This window comes from Dyella sp. 01L423 (genome assembly GCF_056399945.1).
Genome location: NZ_JBFTSI010000001.1, coordinates 154384 through 173230, shown reverse-complemented (window position 1 = coordinate 173230; position 18847 = coordinate 154384). Strand labels below are relative to the sequence as shown.

Annotated in this window: 17 protein-coding genes; 9 read left to right on the top strand and 8 right to left on the bottom strand. The window is 62.1% G+C overall.

The features are described 5' to 3' along the window. Positions 1-128: 128 nt before the first annotated feature. Positions 129-1295 (bottom strand): trans-sulfuration enzyme family protein, encoded by a 1167-nt coding sequence (locus tag AC1DMY_RS00805; RefSeq protein ID WP_477163154.1) that lies wholly within the window; start codon positions 1293-1295, stop codon positions 129-131. Positions 1296-1545: 250 nt separating this feature from the next. On the opposite strand from AC1DMY_RS00805, the gene rfbB reads away from it, so the two are divergent. From rfbB to AC1DMY_RS00780, 5 genes are read left to right on the top strand one after another with little or no spacing between them, the layout of a single operon-like run. After that, complete coding sequence (gene rfbB / locus AC1DMY_RS00800) at positions 1546-2616, top strand: dTDP-glucose 4,6-dehydratase (RefSeq protein ID WP_477163153.1); 1071 nt, start codon at positions 1546-1548, stop codon at positions 2614-2616. After that, the gene (rfbA, locus tag AC1DMY_RS00795) at positions 2613-3500 is read left to right on the top strand and encodes a glucose-1-phosphate thymidylyltransferase RfbA (protein ID WP_477163152.1); all 888 of its coding nucleotides are present in this window, start codon (positions 2613-2615) and stop codon (positions 3498-3500) included. The genes rfbB and rfbA overlap by 4 nt, the downstream gene beginning before the upstream one ends. Then, positions 3497-4054, top strand: coding sequence for a dTDP-4-dehydrorhamnose 3,5-epimerase (gene rfbC / locus AC1DMY_RS00790; RefSeq protein WP_477163151.1), 558 nt, complete (start codon positions 3497-3499; stop codon positions 4052-4054). The genes rfbA and rfbC overlap by 4 nt, the downstream gene beginning before the upstream one ends. Then, complete coding sequence (gene rfbD, locus AC1DMY_RS00785) at positions 4051-4998, top strand: dTDP-4-dehydrorhamnose reductase (RefSeq protein WP_477163150.1); 948 nt, start codon at positions 4051-4053, stop codon at positions 4996-4998. Before rfbC ends, rfbD begins: the two co-directional genes overlap by 4 nt. Then, positions 4992-6404 carry a mannose-1-phosphate guanylyltransferase/mannose-6-phosphate isomerase gene (locus tag AC1DMY_RS00780; RefSeq protein ID WP_477163149.1) on the top strand — a complete coding sequence of 471 codons (1413 nt, stop codon included), beginning with the start codon at positions 4992-4994 and terminating at the stop codon, positions 6402-6404. Before rfbD ends, AC1DMY_RS00780 begins: the two co-directional genes overlap by 7 nt. A 69-nt stretch (positions 6405-6473) precedes the next feature. Here AC1DMY_RS00780 and glmS read toward each other — a convergent pair whose 3' ends face one another. The 5 genes from glmS to AC1DMY_RS00755 form a co-directional block, all read right to left on the bottom strand. Further along, a complete protein-coding gene (gene glmS, locus AC1DMY_RS00775; RefSeq protein WP_477163148.1) occupies positions 6474-8303 on the bottom strand; it encodes a glutamine--fructose-6-phosphate transaminase (isomerizing) in 1830 nt (609 codons plus the stop codon). Between the two features lie 138 nt (positions 8304-8441). Then, positions 8442-9812, bottom strand: coding sequence for a pyridoxal-phosphate dependent enzyme (locus AC1DMY_RS00770; RefSeq protein WP_477163147.1), 1371 nt, complete (start codon positions 9810-9812; stop codon positions 8442-8444). A 154-nt stretch (positions 9813-9966) separates the two neighbouring features. Further along, entirely contained in the window at positions 9967-10194 is a 228-nt protein-coding gene (locus AC1DMY_RS00765) for an HP1242/YdcH family protein (RefSeq protein WP_046972765.1), read from the bottom strand. 405 nt (positions 10195-10599) lie between these two features. Then, the gene (locus AC1DMY_RS00760) at positions 10600-11214 is read right to left on the bottom strand and encodes a hypothetical protein (RefSeq protein ID WP_477163146.1); all 615 of its coding nucleotides are present in this window, start codon (positions 11212-11214) and stop codon (positions 10600-10602) included. Next, positions 11211-11807 (bottom strand): DUF4398 domain-containing protein, encoded by a 597-nt coding sequence (locus AC1DMY_RS00755; protein WP_477163145.1) that lies wholly within the window; start codon positions 11805-11807, stop codon positions 11211-11213. The genes AC1DMY_RS00760 and AC1DMY_RS00755 overlap by 4 nt, the downstream gene beginning before the upstream one ends. A gap of 83 nt (positions 11808-11890) precedes the next feature. Between AC1DMY_RS00755 and AC1DMY_RS00750 the strand changes: the two genes are divergently transcribed. Beyond that, positions 11891-13009: a PilT/PilU family type 4a pilus ATPase gene (locus AC1DMY_RS00750; protein WP_477163144.1), complete on the top strand. Its 1119-nt coding sequence runs from the start codon at positions 11891-11893 to the stop codon at positions 13007-13009. A 136-nt stretch (positions 13010-13145) separates the two neighbouring features. Here AC1DMY_RS00750 and maiA read toward each other — a convergent pair whose 3' ends face one another. Next, positions 13146-13811, bottom strand: coding sequence for a maleylacetoacetate isomerase (gene maiA, locus AC1DMY_RS00745; protein ID WP_477163143.1), 666 nt, complete (start codon positions 13809-13811; stop codon positions 13146-13148). 133 nt (positions 13812-13944) lie between these two features. Between maiA and AC1DMY_RS00740 the strand changes: the two genes are divergently transcribed. Further along, on the top strand, positions 13945-15123 hold the full coding sequence (locus AC1DMY_RS00740) for a phosphoglycerate kinase (RefSeq protein WP_477163142.1): 1179 nt from the start codon (positions 13945-13947) through the stop codon (positions 15121-15123). Further along, positions 15123-15755 (top strand): HAD hydrolase-like protein, encoded by a 633-nt coding sequence (locus AC1DMY_RS00735; protein WP_477163141.1) that lies wholly within the window; start codon positions 15123-15125, stop codon positions 15753-15755. The genes AC1DMY_RS00740 and AC1DMY_RS00735 overlap by 1 nt, the downstream gene beginning before the upstream one ends. 160 nt (positions 15756-15915) lie before the next feature. Here AC1DMY_RS00735 and tkt read toward each other — a convergent pair whose 3' ends face one another. Next, on the bottom strand, positions 15916-17919 hold the full coding sequence (gene tkt / locus AC1DMY_RS00730; protein WP_477163140.1) for a transketolase: 2004 nt from the start codon (positions 17917-17919) through the stop codon (positions 15916-15918). Between the two features lie 253 nt (positions 17920-18172). Between tkt and AC1DMY_RS00725 the strand changes: the two genes are divergently transcribed. Continuing rightward, a complete protein-coding gene (locus tag AC1DMY_RS00725; protein ID WP_477163139.1) occupies positions 18173-18790 on the top strand; it encodes an outer membrane beta-barrel protein in 618 nt (205 codons plus the stop codon). Positions 18791-18847: the final 57 nt, after the last annotated feature.

The following is an 18847-nucleotide window of genomic DNA, read 5'->3' as shown; positions in this document are numbered from 1 at the left end:
CCAATGGTCGCCACAGCAGGATTGGACCGAAGGAATTCCCTTCCCAACGCGACCCACATGCCTACGGCCGTGGATCGCGTCGCCGGCCCCCACGGCACCGGCCCCCTTGTTCAATAACAGCCCAGCGTTTATGCGAGCGCGAATTCGAGTTCGTTGCGCAAGTCGCGGATATCTTCAACGCCAACCGACAGCCTGATCAGGCCGTCGCTGATGCCCAACCGTTTGCGATTGGCCGCGGGAACCGAAGCGTGAGTCATAATCGCCGGGTGCTCGATCAGGCTCTCCACACCGCCCAGCGATTCGGCCAGCGCAAACAACTGGCAGCGCTCAAGCGCGCGGCGAGCCTTCTTCAGCCCGCCCTTCACTTCAACGCTGATGATGCCGCCGAAGCCGTCCATCTGCCGGCGGGCCAGCGCGTGCTGCGGATGGCTCTTGAGGCCGGGATAGATGACGCGCTCGATCTGAGGATGCGTTTCCAGCCACTTGGCAAGCTCGAGCGCACTTTCGCAGTGTGCCTTCATACGCAGGTGAAGGGTCTTTAGCCCGCGCATGGCGAGGAAACTGTCGAACGGACCGGAGACTGCGCCGACTGAGTTCTGCAGAAATGCCATCTGCTCGGCCAACTCGTTGCTGCCGGCGACGACAATGCCACCGACCATGTCCGAATGGCCGTTCAAGTACTTGGTGGCCGAGTGCAACACGAGATCCGCTCCATGCTCAAGCGGACGCTGAAGCATGGGCGAGCAGAACGTATTGTCGACTACCAGAATCAGCCCGTGCTTCTTCGCGAACGCCGCTATCTTGCCAAGGTCGACCAGCTTCAACATGGGATTGGTCGGTGTTTCTGCCCAAATCATCCGGGTGTTGGGCTTGAGCGCTGCCTTGAGCGCTTGCATGTCATTGAGATCGATAAAGGTGAAATCCAAACCCGCAGACCGGCGACGGACGCGCTCGAACAGGCGGTAACTGCCACCGTACAGGTCATCCATCGCGATCACATGGCTACCCGAGTCGAGCAGATCGAGAACGGTAGCCGCGGCTGCCAGGCCTGAAGCAAAGGCAAAGCCGGCCTTGCCCCCTTCCAGCTCGGCCACGCAACGTTCATAGGCCATGCGTGTAGGATTTTGCGTTCGCGAGTATTCAAACCCCTTGTGCTTGCCGGGACTGGCCTGGACATAGGTGGATGTGGCGTAGATCGGCGTCATGATGGCCCCTGTTGAGGGGTCAGGTTGCTGCCCAGCATGGATGGCCAAGGTGCCCAAACCCAACTTCTGTCGCTTTCCACCAGTTTTCATCAGGTCCGCTCGTGGCCCCGGCGGGGCCTTACAAAGGTTATTAAAGGCGGACATCTTACCCTTAGCCTGCTCAATTGCCGATCAGACTATGACTGCCTGTTCACAAAGCTTCCTGGAGTGCGGGTCAGGAGGAAAGACGAATCGACTGGCTTGGTCGGTTTATCAACTACAGGCATCATTGCGGATAATTTTCACTAACCGTTGCCCCGCGCCGTGCTCGTCATGCCGTGAATAGGATCCCCAATAATCCATGAGCCACCACAGAAATTTTACAAAAACTGTGCTAGTCACCGGCGGCGCCGGCTTTATCGGGGCTAACTTCGTATTAGGCGCAGTTGCTGACGGCTTTCGTGTCATCAATCTCGACAAGCTGACATACGCCGGGAACATGGAGACCCTGGAGCCTCTGCAAAGCAATGATGGCCACCGCTTTTTCCATGGAGACATTGGCAATCGAACTCTGGTTGCAGAGCTGCTGAGAGAATTTCAGCCGGACGCCATTGTCAATTTCGCGGCGGAATCGCACGTCGATCGCTCGATCGATGGCCCCGCCGCCTTCATCGAAACCAATGTGGTTGGCACGCTTGGCCTATTGGAATGCGCCCGCGACTACTGGCGCAGCCTGGAGGGCGCCCCAAGGGAGGCGTTCCGCTTCCTTCACGTGTCGACTGACGAGGTCTACGGCTCCCTTGGGGCCGAAGGCAAGTTCACTGAAGCGACGGCCTATGCGCCCAACTCGCCCTATTCCGCCTCGAAGGCTGCCTCCGATCATCTGGTTCGGGCGTTCCACCACACCTATGGCCTGCCCACTCTTACGACGAATTGTTCAAATAATTACGGGCCCTATCAGTTCCCCGAAAAGCTCATTCCACTGATCGTTCAGAAGGCGCTTGAGGGCGCTCCATTGCCGGTCTACGGCGATGGTTTGAACGTCCGGGACTGGCTGTTCGTCGGGGACCACTGCACGGCCATTCGCCGTGTTCTCGAAGCTGGGCGTGTAGGCGAAACCTATAACGTCGGGGGCAATGCAGAACGCGAAAATATAAGTGTCGTGCGAACCATCTGTGCGCTGCTGGACCAGCGAACGCCTTTGCCCAATGCAACGAAACGAGAGCTTCTCATCACTCACGTTAAAGATCGCCCTGGTCACGATCGTCGCTATGCCATCGACTCGAGCAAGCTACAGAATGAATTGGGCTGGCGTCCCTCTGAAACCTTCGAGACGGGCATCGCGAAAACCGTGGATTGGTATTTGTCTCATCAGACCTGGGTTCAGCATGTGCTGGATGGCAGCTACCGACTGGAAAGGATCGGCGCATGACTACCCGAAAGGGCATCATTCTGGCGGGTGGCGCGGGTACGCGGCTGCATCCCATCACGCAGGCGATTAGCAAGCAGCTGCTGCCCGTGTACGACAAGCCAATGATCTATTACCCGCTCGCCACCCTGATGCTGGCAGGTATTCGTGAGGTCCTGGTAATCAATACCCCCCATGAACAGTCATTGTTCCAGCGTCTTCTAAAGGACGGCTCGCAATGGGGCATAAAAATTGAGTACGCAGTGCAGCCCGAACCCGATGGCCTGGCCCAGGCATTCATCATCGGCAAGGATTTCCTCGACGGGTCACCAAGCTGCCTGGTCCTGGGTGACAACATTTTCTATGGCGTCGGCCTGACCGAGCGACTCAAGCGTGCATCAATGCAACAGCACGGGGCGACTGTCTTTGGCTACTGGGTCAAGGATCCGGAACGCTATGGCGTCGCCGAATTCGACAAGAACGGCCAGGTGATCAATATCGAGGAAAAGCCGGCGTCCCCCAAATCCCAATACGCTGTGACCGGGCTGTATTTCTATGACGGCCGGGTCTGTGATCTCGCCGCAGGATTGGCACCGTCAGCACGCGGTGAGCTCGAAATCACCGACTTGAATCGCCGCTACCTGGAAGACGGCTCGCTACGGCTTGAACAGCTGGGCCGCGGATTCGCTTGGCTGGACACCGGTACCCACGATTCGCTGATCGAAGCCAGCAATTACATTCAGACGATAGAAAACAGGCAGGGCCTCAAAGTTTGCTGCCCGGAAGAGATTGCGTTTGTAAACGGTTGGATTGACGCCGACCAGCTGAGACAGCAAGCCGCGGCCTTGGCCAAAACCGGCTACGGCAAATATCTATCGTCGCTGCTCGAGCAGGAACGCGATCAATGAGGGTCATCGAGACCTCCCTTCCGGGGGTGTTAATTCTAGAGCCTCGTGTTTTCAAAGATGAGCGTGGCTACTTTTACGAAAGTTACAACGATGCCCGCTTTCGTGAGGCAGGCATCAATGTAAGTTTCGTACAGAACAACGTATCCCGTTCGACGCGCGGCGTGCTCCGCGGGCTCCACTACCAATGGCCAAACCCACAGGCAAAGCTGGTCGGCGTACTTGAAGGTGAGGTCTATGACGTTGCGGTGGATATTCGTAGTGGCTCGCCGACCTTCGGTCAGTGGGCGGGAATCATCCTGAGTGCAGAAAATCATAGGCAGCTATGGATTCCTGAAGGATTCGCCCACGGATTTTGCGTTCTATCCGAGACCGCGACTTTCAATTACCAATGCAGCCGCCTGTATGACCCGCTTGCAGATTGTGCCATTCGCTGGAATGACGCAGATGTAGCCATCGACTGGCCAATCAGCATGCCCGTTCTATCTGCCAAGGATCTGCGGGCACCGCTGCTGCAAGACATTGCGAAAGATCGGCTCCCGGCTCTTTCGTTGTGAAAGTATTGCTACTCGGAGCCAACGGTCAGCTTGGGCGCTCGTTTGTGAAAAACGGCGGACTGGCCCGCTTTGGAGAGGTTGCTCTGGCAACACGCGATGGCTTATGTGAGTCAGCCTCCAGCGTCAACGCAGCCGACCTCTCCGAACCCGCTGCGCTGACGCAATTGCTGGAACGCATCAAGCCAGGCCTGATCGTCAATGCTGCGGCCTATACCGCAGTGGATCTGGCCGAAAAAGAGGAGTCGCTCGCCACGCGCATCAATGGAAGTGCCCTTCGAGTGATCGGCGAATGGGCGGCGGCCAACGATGCGCTGGTTGTCCACTACTCAACGGATTACGTGTTCGACGGCAACAAGCGCGAACCATATGCCGTCAATGACGCGACCGCCCCGATCAACGCGTACGGACGAAGCAAGCTGTCCGGCGAACACGCATTGCAGGCAAGCGGGGCAAGGCATTTCATCTTCCGCACTGCCTGGGTCTATGCAGCCCACGGACACAACTTTCTGAGAAGCATGCTCCGATTGGGTCGCGAGCGCGCCGAACTGTCGATTGTCAGCGACCAAGTTGGTACGCCAACAAGTACAAACCTGATTGTCGAGGCAACCCTTGCGGCGCTGGACTACTGGGTTGGCGCTACGCCCACCGTGCGAAACACCCTGGTGGGAACGTATCATGTCGTCTCCAGCGGGATGGCGACATGGCATGATTTCGCTACCTTGATTTTCCATCAAGCTATAAGTGCCGGATTGCTTCCATGTGCGCCTAAAATCGTGCCCATCGGAACTGACGGCTATCCGACGCCGGCAAGGCGGCCCGCCTGGTCAGTACTGGACAATTCGGCCTTTAGCCAGCGTTTTGGCTTCGCATTGCCTGATTGGCAAGTTGGCCTGGATGAAGTTATTAATGAGCTCTATGTAGAGGCAAACGGACCATCATGCTGATTCCCCTTATTCTCAGCGGCGGCAGCGGCACCCGGCTATGGCCGATATCCCGCAAAAACCTGCCAAAGCAGTTTCTTCCGCTCAGCGGTGACGGAACGCTGTTTCAGCAGACGGTAGCCCGTACCGAGCAACTCCCCGATGTGGGCGCGCCCATTGTCGTGGCCAGTGACGACCATCGTTTTTTGGTTGCCGATCAGTTGCTTGAGTCCCTCGTCGACGGCGCGACCATTATTTTGGAGCCTGTCGCGCGAAATACGGCCCCTGCCATTGCCCTGGGCGCCATGCAGGCCGCAGCTCGCGATCCCGAAGCAGTATTGCTAGTGCTTCCGGCCGATCATTTGATCGGAGATACGGAGAGCTTTGTCTCCGCCGTACGAAGCGCGTTGCCGGCAGCCCAGGACGGTTGGCTGGTGACATTCGGCATCCGCCCCAGCCGCCCAGAGACCGGCTTTGGCTACATCCGCCGTGCGGAGTCCATCAATACGTCCGCTTACCGTATTGAACGGTTTGTCGAAAAACCCAACCAGGAGACGGCCGAATCGTACGTAGCCGACGGGGGCTATGACTGGAACTCGGGCATGTTCCTGTTCAAAGCCGGCCGCTATCTCGAGGAGCTCGCCCTCCACGCGCCCAAGATGCTTGAAGCGGTGCGCGCGGTCTTCGCTTCGGCCAAGAGCGATCTCGACTTCATTCGCCTCGACAAAGAACTGTTCGCAGACGTTCCAGACGACTCGATCGACTACGCCGTCATGGAGAAAACCAAGCGGGCCGCAGTGGTGCCGGTCAGCTGCGAGTGGAGCGATATTGGCTCCTGGTCGGCGCTGTGGCTTGCCGGCAACAAGGACGCCCAAGGAAACTTGCGCGAGGGCGATACGATCGCCATCAATTCGCGCAATACACTGGTTCGCTCGCATGATCGCCACCTTGTAGCCACGGTGGGTCTTGACGACATGATCGTGGTAACCACCCCCGATGCGACCCTCGTGGCTCATCGCGACTCAGCCCAGGACGTCAAGCGCGTCGTGGATGAGTTGAAGGCCTCGGGTCGTAGCGAGCACTCACTACATCGCGCGGTACGGCGCCCATGGGGTAGTTACGATTCGATCGAGGCCGGCGACCGATTCCAGGTCAAACGTATCGTCGTCAAACCTGGCGCCGCGCTGAGTTTGCAGAAGCATCATCACCGCGCCGAGCACTGGATTGTCGTCTCCGGCACGGCCGAGGTGACCTGCGACGACCGGGTATTCCTGCTCAGTGAGAATCAGAGCACGTATATTCCGTTGGGCAGCGTCCATCGCCTGCGCAATCCCGGAAAGGTAGCCCTCGAACTCATCGAGGTGCAATCAGGCAGCTATCTGGGCGAAGACGATATCGTCCGACTCGAAGACGTCTACGGCCGATCTTGAGTACAGAAGTCGCCTGAAACAAAAAAGCCGCGCAGAAGCGCGGCTTTTTTGTTGTTGCAGAATACTGCCCTACTCCACCGTCACCGACTTCGCCAAATTACGCGGCTGGTCCACGTCGGTACCGCGCAGCACGGCCACGTGATAGGCGAGCAGCTGCAGGGGTACGGTGAACACGGCGGGGGCGATGAAATCGCCGCCGCCGTTGATGCGCAGCGTGACGCCGCGGGCGCCGTTGCCTTCGAGGCTGGCTTCGCCGTCGGCGAACACCAGCAGCTCACCGCCGCGGGCGCGTACTTCCTGCAGGTTGGATTTGAGTTTGTCCAGCAGCGGGCCGTTGGGGGCCACGGCGATCACGGGCATGTCTTCATCAACCAGCGCCAGCGGGCCGTGCTTGAGCTCGCCTGCCGGGTACGCCTCGGCGTGGATGTACGAGATCTCCTTGAGCTTGAGCGAGCCTTCCAGCGCCACGGGGTATTGCGCACCGCGCCCCAGGAACAGCGCATGCTGGCGATGGATCAGATGCGCGGCCAGGTCGATCACCTGCGGCTCCAGCTTGAGCGCATCTTCTAGCGCACGCGGCAAATGCTGCAGCTGGGCGCAGAGATCGATATAGCGCGCGTTGTCCATGCCGCGCTGATGCGCCAGATGCAGCGTCAGCAGGGCGAGCGCGGCGAGCTGCGTGGTGAAGGCCTTGGTGGAAGCCACGCCGATTTCAGGGCCGGCACGCGTCATCAGCTTGAGGTCGGCTTCGCGCACCACGGAGGATTCGGGCACGTTGCAGATCGCCAGCGTACCCAGGTAGCCGCGACGACGAGACTCGCGCATCGCCGCCAGGGTGTCGGCCGTTTCGCCGGACTGCGAAATCGCCACGAACAGCGTGCCTTCGGGCACCACCGCTTCGCGATAGCGATATTCGCTGGCCACTTCCACGCTTACCGGCAGGCGTGCGTGTTCCTCGATCCAGTACTTGGCCACCAGGCCCGCGTGATAGCTGGTGCCGCAGGCGATGATGTGCAGGCCGCGCACCTTGGCGAGCAATTCGTCGCCGTCCACGCCGAAGATATTCGGCAACACACCATGCGGACCGATGCGCGCTTCCAGCGTCGCGGCCACCGCGTGGGGCTGCTCGAAGATTTCCTTCTGCATGTAATGGCGATACTCGCCGCGTTCCACCGCGTCGGCCGAGAGTTCGCTCTCGTGCATGGAACGCTCGACCCGCTGGCCGTCGAGATTGAAGATCTCCACCTGGTCGCGGGTGATCTCGGCGACGTCGTCTTCGTCGAGATAGATGATCTTGTTGGTGACCTGGATCAGCGCCTGCGCGTCCGAACCCAGGAAGTGCTCGCCAATACCCACGCCTACCAGCAGCGGCGCACCGTGGCGCGCGCCGACCACGCGGCCCGGCTCCGTGCTGCTGATCACGGCGATCGCATAGGCGCCCTCCAGCTCGCGCACGGTGGCAAGCACCGCTGCGCGCAGGCTCACGCCGGACTGCACGTGTTCGTTGATCAGAGCAGCCATCACCTCGGTATCGGTTTCCGAGGTGAATACATGCCCGCGCGCCTGCAAGTCCGCGCGCAGCGTGGCGTAGTTCTCGATGATGCCGTTGTGCACCAGTGCCACGCTGCCGGCCATGTGCGGATGCGCATTCGCCTCGTTGGGCACGCCGTGCGTCGCCCAGCGCGTATGCGCGATGCCGGTGCCGCCGGGAAACGGATCGGCCAGGTACAGCGCTTCCATCTCGCGGACCTTGCCCTTGGCTCGCACGCGCTGGACTTCGCCTCGATCCAAAACGGCCAGGCCCGCCGAATCGTAGCCGCGGTATTCGAGCGCCTTGAGGCCGGCAATGAGCAAGGGGGCCACGTCACGCTGGGCGGCGGCGGCAACGATTCCACACATGAGCTGTTACTCCTTAGAACGAACGCGGCCAGTCACGATCGCGAAACCGCGACTTTGGCCGCAGCCGATTTCAGCAAACTTTCGGGGCCATGGGCGGTTGATCCGATGGCCTATGCTGGACGCACGCTTACATGGTCTTCAATGCACCTTGCGGCGTAGATAGTTCAGCAGATCAATGCGGGTGATCAGGCCCAGGAACTGCTCGCCGTCCACCACGATGGCCACGTGGCCGCGGTCGAACACCGGCAGCAAGGATTCGATCGGCGAGCGCACATCCAGCATGTGCAGGCTGGTGATCATGGCGGTGGACACCGGGTCGCGGAATCTGGCTTCGTCCACATGCACGTGCATCAGCACGTCCGATTCATCAAGGATGCCGACCAGCCGGCTGCCGTCCATCACCGGCAACTGCGAGACGTCGTACAGCTTCATGCGCGTGTACGCCGTCATCAACAGCTCGTTCGGGCCGATCACCACGGTGTCGCGCTGGGCAAAGGGACGCAGCAGCAGATCGCGCAGGTCGCCATGCTGCTCGCGTTCGATGAAGCCGTTGTCGAGCATCCAGTAGTCGTTGTACATCTTCGACAGGTACTTGTTGCCGGTGTCGCATACCAGCGTGACCACGCGCTTAGGGCTGGTCTGCTCGCGGCAATAGCGCAAGGCAGCGGCCAGCAGCGTGCCGGTGGACGAGCCGCCGAGGATGCCCTCCTTCGCCAGCAGCTCGCGCGCGGCCAGGAAGCTTTCCTTGTCGGGGATGGCATAGGCCTTCTTCACCCGCGTGAAGTCGCTGATGCTCGGCAGGAAGTCCTCGCCGATGCCTTCGACCATCCAGCTGCCCGACTTGGTCGAGAGCACGCCTTCGTTGATGTACTGCGCCAGGATGGAGCCGACCGGATCGGCCAGCACGAAGTCGGTGTTCGGCGAATGCTCGGCGAAGAATTTGGACAGGCCGCTGAGCGTGCCCGAGGAGCCGCAGCCGACCACGATGGCATCCACCTTGCCATCGAGCTGTTCGAGGATTTCCGGGCCGGTGGTGGCGATATGCGCGGCCGGGTTGTCCGGGTTGCCGAACTGGTTGATGAAGTAGGCGCCTGGCGTTTCGCGCGCGATGCGCTCGGCCATGTCCTGGTAGTACTCCGGATGGCCTTTGGCCACGTCCGAGCGCGTGAGCACCACTTCGGCGCCCATCGCCTTGAGGTTGAAGATCTTCTCGCGGCTCATCTTGTCGGGCACCACTAGGATCAGGCGATAGCCCTTCTGCTGCGCGACCAGGGCCAGGCCCAGGCCGGTGTTGCCGGCCGTGCCTTCCACCAGGGTGTCGCCCGGGCGGATCCGGCCGGCCCGCTCGGCGCCTTCGATCATCGACAGGCCGATGCGGTCCTTGACCGAGCCGCCGGGATTGGCGCTTTCCAGCTTCAGGAAGAGCTCGCACGGTCCAACGTCCAGGCGCTGCGCGCGTACCATCGGGGTACGTCCGATCAGTTCAAGGACACTGTTGTGGACCGACATAAAAACTCCTTCCTGTAGGCAGCGGCTGCTTCTTGGCGACCGCTCGGGAGGACGATGATAACCGAGCGGCTCTCAGCCTTCGCCGACCCCAGAAACAGCGCGGCCCCGGAGCCGTCAGGCGCCGGGGCCGCGTTCATGCGAAAACGTCGCAGATTCAGTTGATGTGGTGCGCTCGGCTATCCCACATGCGCTGGAGTCGCTCCTTCGCGTGGAGTTTCTCCTTCTTCATGCCCGATAACGTCATGTCATCGATGGGAAGCACGCCGATTTCGGCGTCGTGCACCTTGCTGTCGAGTTCTTTGTGATGCTGGTAAAGCCGACGGAATTCGGCATCGGCCTTCATCAAAGCTTCGACATCATCACGCTGCTGGTTTTCAAACATGATGGAACCTCCTCTTGAGAGTACGGCGGACACCTTGGGGGCACCCGCTGACGAGGAATCACGCACACGCACCCGCCATCCATGCCGGTTGTCCGGTCCATGGAGATCGATGAAGGAGGAAGGTTGGGCGCATGACTCACGTCGGTGACCCAGGCGCGGAGATGCCCCTGGGAACTTGACCCTACTCCCCGATCTGGGGTCATGCAAGCGTCATATGAGCCGCCAGAAATAGCGGAACTTTCCTAAAAAAGGCTGCCAGAACAGTCTTTTGCGGAAGTCGAACGCTGGCGTCGCGAAATTTGAACAGAGCCCGTCGCCACCGGCAATGTCTCAACCACCGGCGGACAAAAACAAAGGCCGGCGAGTTGGCCCGCCGGCCTTCGTAGCAACCGAACCCCGCAAGATTTACTTGCCCTGATCCTTGTTGGTCGTGCTGTCGCCCTGCATCTGCTGGCGCATGGCGCGCGCGGCCTGCGCGGCCAGGTCCGCCTGCTTCTTGGCGGCATTGGCGACCTTGGCCTGGGCGGCGGCCAGCTTCTTGGCCTGGTCGGCCTGGGCCTGGGCCTGCGCGGCGGCTTCGGCACCCGCAGCAAGCTGGCGGGCCGACTCTTCCTGGGCGGCCAGGTATTGCAGGCGCTGGCGTTCCAGTTCGCGGCGCGCCATTTCCGTCTCGCGGCGGCTGCCGTCGAGCTGGATCTGGTCGTGTTCGCGATCAAGCTTGCCGATCTGCAGCTGCGCATCCTGCAGCTGGGCCGTGGCGCGGGCCAGATCGACGCGGCGCTCGGCGATGTACAGCGCATGCACGCGGTCGCGCGAGCGGGCCTGGGCCAACTGGTTCACGGCATCACGGGCACGCGCCTGCTCAGCCTGGGCATAGGTGCCGATGGACGGATCGCTGGAGAGCTGGTCGAGGCTGTTGGTGAGCCGGGCGACGTCCATATCGTCCTTGGCCGCATGGACGCTGCCCACGGCGGCCACTGCGAGCAGCAGCGTCGAAAGGCGGAGGGTCAGATGTTTCATAGATGGCCTCCCTGGTCAGTGCTCGACGGGGGCGCCGGCTGGTCGGGATTGGGATTTTGCGGGTAGGTCTGGAAGCCCTGCCCCTGCGGCACAGGCTCGCCCAGCGCGGAACTCGCCGGCGCCGGCATATCGCCGGTCTGCTGCTGTTGCGGCAGGCCGGAAGCCTGGCTCTGGTTCTGCTGTTGCTGGTCGGCCAGGGACTGTTCGATCTGCTCGCGCAGCTGCTGGTTCGCCGACGTCTTGTTCTGGATCTGCGACCGGGCGGCGCCCAGGCGGGCCTTGGTCCGGGCCAGTTCGGCGCTAGCCCTGGCCTCGTCGGCCAGTTGGGCGGCGACGTCGTAATCGCGCTTGGCTATTGCGTTCTGGGCCTGCTGGAACTTGTCCTGGGCGTTGCCCAGGTCAATCGGGTCGTAGACCGCCGCGTCGGCATCCCGTGCCGCCTGCAGCTGCATCTGCGCCTGATTCATGACCCCGTCCGGCGGCGGCGCGGACGCGCAGCCCGCCAGCGCCAGCGTCATGGCCAGCGCCAGGGTTGAAGCCGTCAGGCGAGCGATCTGGGGTCGCTGCCGTGGCGGGGAAAAGATGTGCACCATCACTCAGTCCTCTCAGAGTGTCACAGCGTATTGTGGGCGGGCATAATCCACTTTAGCAATGCGCACGGAACTAGGGGATTCGAGTGGACATCGGTTATTTCCTCAAGCTAATGGTTGACAAGGGCGCGTCGGATATGTTCCTGACGACGGGCGCCCCTGTGAACATCAAGGTGGAGGGCAAGCTTTACCCGCTGGGCAATACCGGCCTGCCGAGCGGCATGGTCAAGAAAATCGCCTATTCGCTGATGGATGAGGGCCAGGTACCGCAGTTCGAGCGCGACCTGGAGCTGAACATGGCGCTGGCGGTGAAAGAAGCCGGCCGCTTCCGCATCAACGTGTTCAAGCAGCGCGGCGAAGTGGGCATGGTCATCCGTGCCATCAAGAGCGAAATCCCCAGCATCGACCAGCTGCAGCTGCCGAGCATCTTCCGTGAGCTGATCATGGAGCCGCGCGGGCTGATCCTGGTGGTGGGCGCCACCGGCTCGGGCAAGTCGACCACGCTGGCGGCGATGATCGATCACCGCAACCAGAATTCCTCGGGCCACATCCTCACCATCGAGGATCCGATCGAATACCTGCACCGCCACAAGAAATCCATCGTCAACCAGCGCGAAGTCGGCCTGGACACGCACAGCTATCACGAGGCCCTGCGCAACGCGATGCGCGAAGCGCCGGACGTGATCATGATCGGCGAAATCCGCGATACCGACACCATGGAAGCGGCCATCGCGTTCTCCGAAACCGGTCATTTGTGCCTGGCCACGCTGCACTCCAACAACGCCGACCAGACGCTGGAGCGCATCCTCAACTTCTTCCCGGAATCGGCGCACAAGAACGTGCTGATGAACCTGGCGCTCAACCTGCGCGCGGTGATCAGCCAACGCCTGGTGATCGGCAAGGACGGTCGCCGCCTGCCGGCCACCGAAGTGCTGCTCAACACGCCGCTGATCCGCGACATGATTCGCCGTGGCCAGGTGCATGACGTGAAGGAAGCGATGGATCGCAGCCTGCAGGAAGGCATGCGTACCTTCGACCAGTCGCTGTATCGCCTCTACAAGGAAGGCCGCATCGAGCTCGAAGAAGCGCTCAACAAGGCCGACTCGCGCGATGGCCTGGCGCTCAAGGTGCGTCTGTCCGACAGCGGCGGCAATACCGAAAGCACTGAGCTGGTCGGCAACGACCCGTACGGGCTGGGTTTCTAAAAGCCCGCCGCTCGACACAAGCAGGCCTCCCTCACCGTCATTCCGGCGAAAGCCGGAATCCAGGGCCTTTGCACGGATGGTGAAAAGCCTAAAGGCACTGGATTCCGGCTTCCGCCGGAATGACGGTGAGGGGTTATCAGGCCGCCGCCGGCGCGTCCGGCTGTGCTTCCGGTGCCGCCCGCTGGAACGCTGGCAATTCCTCGCAAGCGGCATGGATGCGACGGATGGTCGGGTAATCATCCATCGGCAGCTTCCAGCGCACCGCGTTATAGACCTGGGGCACCAGGCACGCATCGGCCATGCCGGGCGTATCGCCATGGCAGAACCGGCCCGTCGCCACATTGCCCGCCAGCATCGTTTCCATCGCCTGCAGGCCCAGGCTGATCCAGTGGCGCGACCATACGCCCTTGGTGGCATCGTCCACGCCGAGTTGCGAGGTCAGGTACTGGAGCACCCGAAGGTTGCCCAGCGGATGCAGGTCGCACGCGATCACCTGTGACAGCGCGCGCACGCGTGCCCGCCCGACCGGGTCTGAAGGCAGCAGCGGCGGCTCGGGACGGGTCTCGTCCAGGTATTCCATGATGGCCATGGACTGGGTGAAGACCCGTCCGCCATCGACCAGGGCTGGCACCAGCTCCTGCGGGTTCAAGGCCTGGAAGTCCGGCAGATGCTGCTCGCCGCCATGGTTGACCAGGTGCACGGCCTCGGACTCGTACGGCAAGCCCTTGAGGTTCAAGGCGATCCGCACGCGGTAGGCGGCGCTTGAGCGCCAGTAGCCGTACAGCACCAGATCCTGCCCCATAGCTATTCCTCCGGCCAAAGTGAGATTCATAGGATACCTGCCATACGGTTTGCATCACTGCGAACCGGGCGGGACAATAGGCGGTTCGCGCCCAACGGCGCCGCATTCATGAATCCAACCAGGGAGTTCCGCCGTGTCCGTTACCCGCATGAGCGATCTTGATCTGCGCGGCAAGCGCGTGCTGATTCGCGAAGATCTGAACGTACCGATCGAGAACGGCCGGATTACCTCCACCCAGCGCCTCGATGCGGCGCTGCCGACCCTCAAGGCCGCGCGCGACGCTGGCGCCAAGGTGATGGTGCTGTCGCACCTGGGCCGCCCGAAGGAAGGCCAGTTCGACGCCGAGTCCTCGCTCGCGCCGGTCGCCAAGTGGCTGAGCGACAAGCTGGGCCAGCCGGTGCGCCTGGTCGCCGACTATCTCGACGGCGTCGACGTCGCCGAAGGCGAAGTGGTGGTGCTCGAGAATTGCCGCATGAACGTCGGCGAGGGCAAGGACGACGACGCGCTGGCGAAGAAGTACGCTGCGTTGTGCGACATCTTCGTGATGGACGCCTTCGGCACCGCGCATCGCGCGCAGGCTTCGACCCATGGCGTGATCAAGTTCGCCCCCATCGCTGCGGCCGGTCCGCTGCTGTCGGCCGAACTGGATGCGCTGGGCAAGGCGCTGGAGCACCCCGCCCGCCCGCTGCTGGCGATCGTCGCCGGCTCCAAGGTCTCGACCAAACTCACCTTGCTGGAAAATCTCATCGGCAAAGTTGATCAGCTGATCGTGGGTGGCGGCATCGCCAACACTTTTATCGCGGCCATGGGCCATTCCGTGGGCAATTCGCTGTATGAGCCCGACCTCATCGGCGCAGCCAAAAAGGTCATCGCCGATGCCAAGCGCCGCAACGCCGATGTGCCGCTGCCGGTGGACGTGGTCGTTGCGCCGGAGTTCTCGGCGCATGCGCCCGCCACGGTGAAGCCGGTGGACGCGGTGAAGGAAGGCGAGCTGATCCTCGACATCGGGCCGGAGACCGCGCGCCGTTATGCCGAGATGATCGCCAAGGCCGGCACGGTGGTGTGGAATGGTCCGGTCGGCGTGTTCGAGTTCGACGCCTTCGGCCATGGCACCGAAACGCTGGCCCGCGCCGTGGCTGCTTCGCCGGCATTCTCGATCGCCGGTGGCGGCGATACGCTGGCTGCAGTGGACAAGTACGGCATCGAAAAAGATGTGTCGTACATCTCCACCGGCGGCGGCGCCTTCCTCGAATTCCTCGAAGGCAAGGAGCTGCCGGCCGTGGCCGCGCTCAAGGCGCGTGCGGGCAAGTAATGCTTTGTCTGTTTGATCTTGATGGCACGCTGATCGATTCGGAGATTGGCATCCTGGGCTGCGTCCGCCATGCGCTGACGCAGCTGGGCGTAGCGCATCCAGCACAGATGCGCCACTGGATCGGTCCGCCGCTGCGGCACAGCTTCGCCCCGCTGCTCGACCACGACCACGATCGCATCGAACAAGCGGTGGAGTTCTACCACGAGCGCTTCCATGTGATCGGCTGGCAGGAGCACTCGGTTTATCCCGGCATCGAGGCGATGATCAATCGCGTCCAGGCGGCAGGGCATACGCTCGCGGTCGTCACCAGCAAACCAGAGCGGCATGCGCGCCCCATCATCGAGCACCTGCCGTTTGGCGGATCATTCAGCCGTCTATACGGCCCTGATCCGTCCAGCCCGCATAGTGAGAAAGCGAGCATGATCGCGGCGGCGCTGGCCGATTTCGGCGCCTCGCCGGAACAGGCCGTGATGATCGGCGACCGTCATTTCGATATCGACGGCGCCGTGGCCAATCGCGTTCGTGGTCTGGGTGTGCTGTGGGGGTTTGGCAGCCGCGAGGAGCTCGAGAAAGCCGGTGCGCATGCGTTGGCGCGGGACCCGGAACACCTGGCGCAGTTGCTGGCGAGTTAAACCGGTCGCTCACCTGTGGGAGCGCACCCTGTGCGCGACCGCAACCTGACAGGTTTCCGCTCCGGTCGGCCGTCGCGCACAGGGTGCGCTCCCACGTGGGATCTATGCCATAAAAAAAGCCGCGGCATGCCGCGGCTTTTTTTCATTCAACGCAATCGACTCAGCCGATCACGCGCTTCACCGCGTCGACCACATGGGCCACGGTGAAACCGAAGTGCTCAAACAGCTGCGGTGCCGGTGCCGAGGCACCGAAGCTGGTCATGCCGACCACATCGCCGTCCAGGCCCACGTACTTGCGCCAGAAGTCGGCGGTGCCCGCTTCCACCGCAACACGTGCGCGGCACCAGCCCGGCAGGATCGCTTCGCGGTATTCCAGCGGCTGCGCATCGAACACTTCCGTGCAAGGCATCGACACCACGCGCACCGGCACATTCTGCTGCGCCAGCGTGCGGGCCGCTTCCATCGCCAGTTCCACTTCCGAACCGGTGGCGATCAGGATGGCCTTGAACTTGGTGTCCTGCGGATCGGACAGCACGTACGCGCCGCGCGCGATATCGGCCACCTGCTGCGCGCTGCGCTGCTGGTGCTTGAGGTTCTGGCGCGAGAACACCAGGCATGCCGGGTTGCCCTTGCGCTCGATCGCGAGCTTCCACGACATCGCCGATTCCACCGCATCGCACGGACGCCACACCTGGTTGTTCGGGATGTAGCGCAGCGAGGCGAGGTGCTCAACCGGCTGATGGGTCGGGCCGTCTTCGCCCAGGCCGATCGAGTCGTGCGTGTAGACGTGGATGGCGTGCGCCGGAATCAGCGCACTCATGCGCACCGCATTGCGCGCATAGTCGGAAAACACCAGGAAGGTGGCGTCGTACGGAATGAAGCCGCCGTGCAGCGCCAGGCCGTTGGCGATCGCGGTCATGCCGAACTCGCGCACGCCGTAATACACGTAGTTGCCCTTGGGGTCGAAGCCGTTGCCGGCATCGACGCTGCCCTTCCACTTGGTGAGGTTGGAGCCGGCCAGGTCGGCCGAGCCGCCGATCAGTTCGGGCAGCAGCGGCGCGAACGCGTCGATGGTCATCTGCGAGGCCTTGCGCGAGGCAATCTCCGGACCGTCGGCCTGCAGCTTGTCGACGAAGGCCTGCGACTTGGCGGCCCAATCAGAAGGCAGTTCACCCGACACGCGACGATTGAATTCCGCCGCCAGCTCCGGGAAGGCGGCCGAATACTTGGCCACCGCGTCATGCCACTTCTGCTCACGCTCGGCGCCCGAGGTCTTGTGATCCCAGCCGGCGTAGATATCGGCCGGGATCTCGAACGGCGCGTAACGCCAGTCCAGCGCATCGCGTGCGCCGGCTACTTCGTCCTTGCCCAGCGCGGCGCCGTGGCTTTCTTCTTTGCCCTGCTTGTGCGGCGCGCCGAAGCCGATGATGGTCTTGGCGCAGATCAGCGTCGGCTTGTCCGACTGGCTGGTGGCGGCGGCAATGGCCTTCTTGATGGCATCGGCGTCATGGCCGTCGACGCCGCGGATCACGTTCCAGCCGTAAGCCTCGAAACGCTCCGGGGTGTTGTCGGTAAACCAGCCGTGCACTTCGCCGTCGATGGAAATGCCGTTGTCGTCGTACACCGCGACCAGCTTGCCCAGCTTCCAGGTACCGGCCAGCGAGGCGACTTCATGCGAGATGCCTTCCATCAGGCAACCATCGCCCAGGAACACATAGGTGTGATGGTTGACGATCTCGTGGCCCGGGCGGTTGAAGTGCGCAGCAAGCACCTTCTCGGCCAGCGCAAAGCCGACCGCATTGGCCAGACCCTGGCCGAGCGGACCGGTGGTGGTCTCCACGCCCGGGGTTTCGCTGGCTTCAGGATGGCCGGCAGTCTTGGAATGCAGCTGGCGGAAGCGCTTGAGCTGATCCATCGGCAGGTCGTAGCCGGTCAGGTGCAGCAGCGCGTACTGCAGCATCGAGCCGTGGCCGTTGGAGAGCACGAATCGGTCGCGATTGAACCACTTCGGGTTGGTCGGGTTGTGCTGGAGGAAGTCGTTCCACAGCACTTCGGCGATATCCGCCATGCCCATGGGCATGCCCGGGTGGCCGGAATTGGCCTTCTCCACAGCGTCCATGGCGAGGGCGCGTACGGCATTGGCAAGTTCGCGACGGGTTGTCATCTAGGGGTCTCCGGGGAAGGCGGCCATAAAAGTGCCTATTGTCGCCGATCCTGCTTACCCCTGTCGTCACTCGTGCCCGCTTGCCCAATTGTTAAGAAAATTAACTCGACCTTAATAATGAACTAACCAGTATTGAAACTAATGGGCACACCTACCATCTAAGTAAAAGTACCGGGTCCACAAGGTACCCAGCCGCGCTCCACCGAACCCCCGGCGCCGCGGACTGGCCCAATAAGATGATGAGGAGTCCCCCATGAAGAACACCATTCTTGCTCTCGCCCTGGCTACGGCCGGTCTCGCGGTCGTCCCGGCGGCTTTCGCCCAGGATGCCGCTCAAGGCAACGCCCAACAGGGCTGGTACGTTGGCGCCAATGCCGGCTACGCCCAGACGCAGAAGGGTCCTTATGACAACGGCAATTTTGCCGGTGGCGTGAAGGGTGGTTACCGCTTCGCCCTCAACCCCGACACTTCGCTGGGTGCGGAAGTGGGTTACGTCTACCTGGGCCGCGCTGACGCGCGTGGCCAGTACACCCAGAACTACGCCAACTACAACGGCGACAACGGCAAGTCCAAGCTGCAGGGCGCGACTGCCGGCCTGAATCTGCGTTACAGCTTCAGCCCGAGCTGGTACGGCGAAGTCCGTGGCGGCGCCTTCTTCGCCAAGGGCTCGGGCCTGACCAACGACAAGACCAACCCTGAGATGGTCAACTTCAACAGCACCCGCTACTACGCTGGCCTGGGTGCGGGCTACAACATCAACAAGAACATCAGCGTGGGTCTCAACTGGGACTACTACGACGGCAGCCAGAGCGACAAGAACATCCACCTGCCGACCAACCTGTACAGCGTCAGCGCGGAATACCGCTTCTAATCTGTCAGGTACTGCAAAACAAAAACGGGCGCCGCGAGGCGCCCGTTTTCTTTTGCA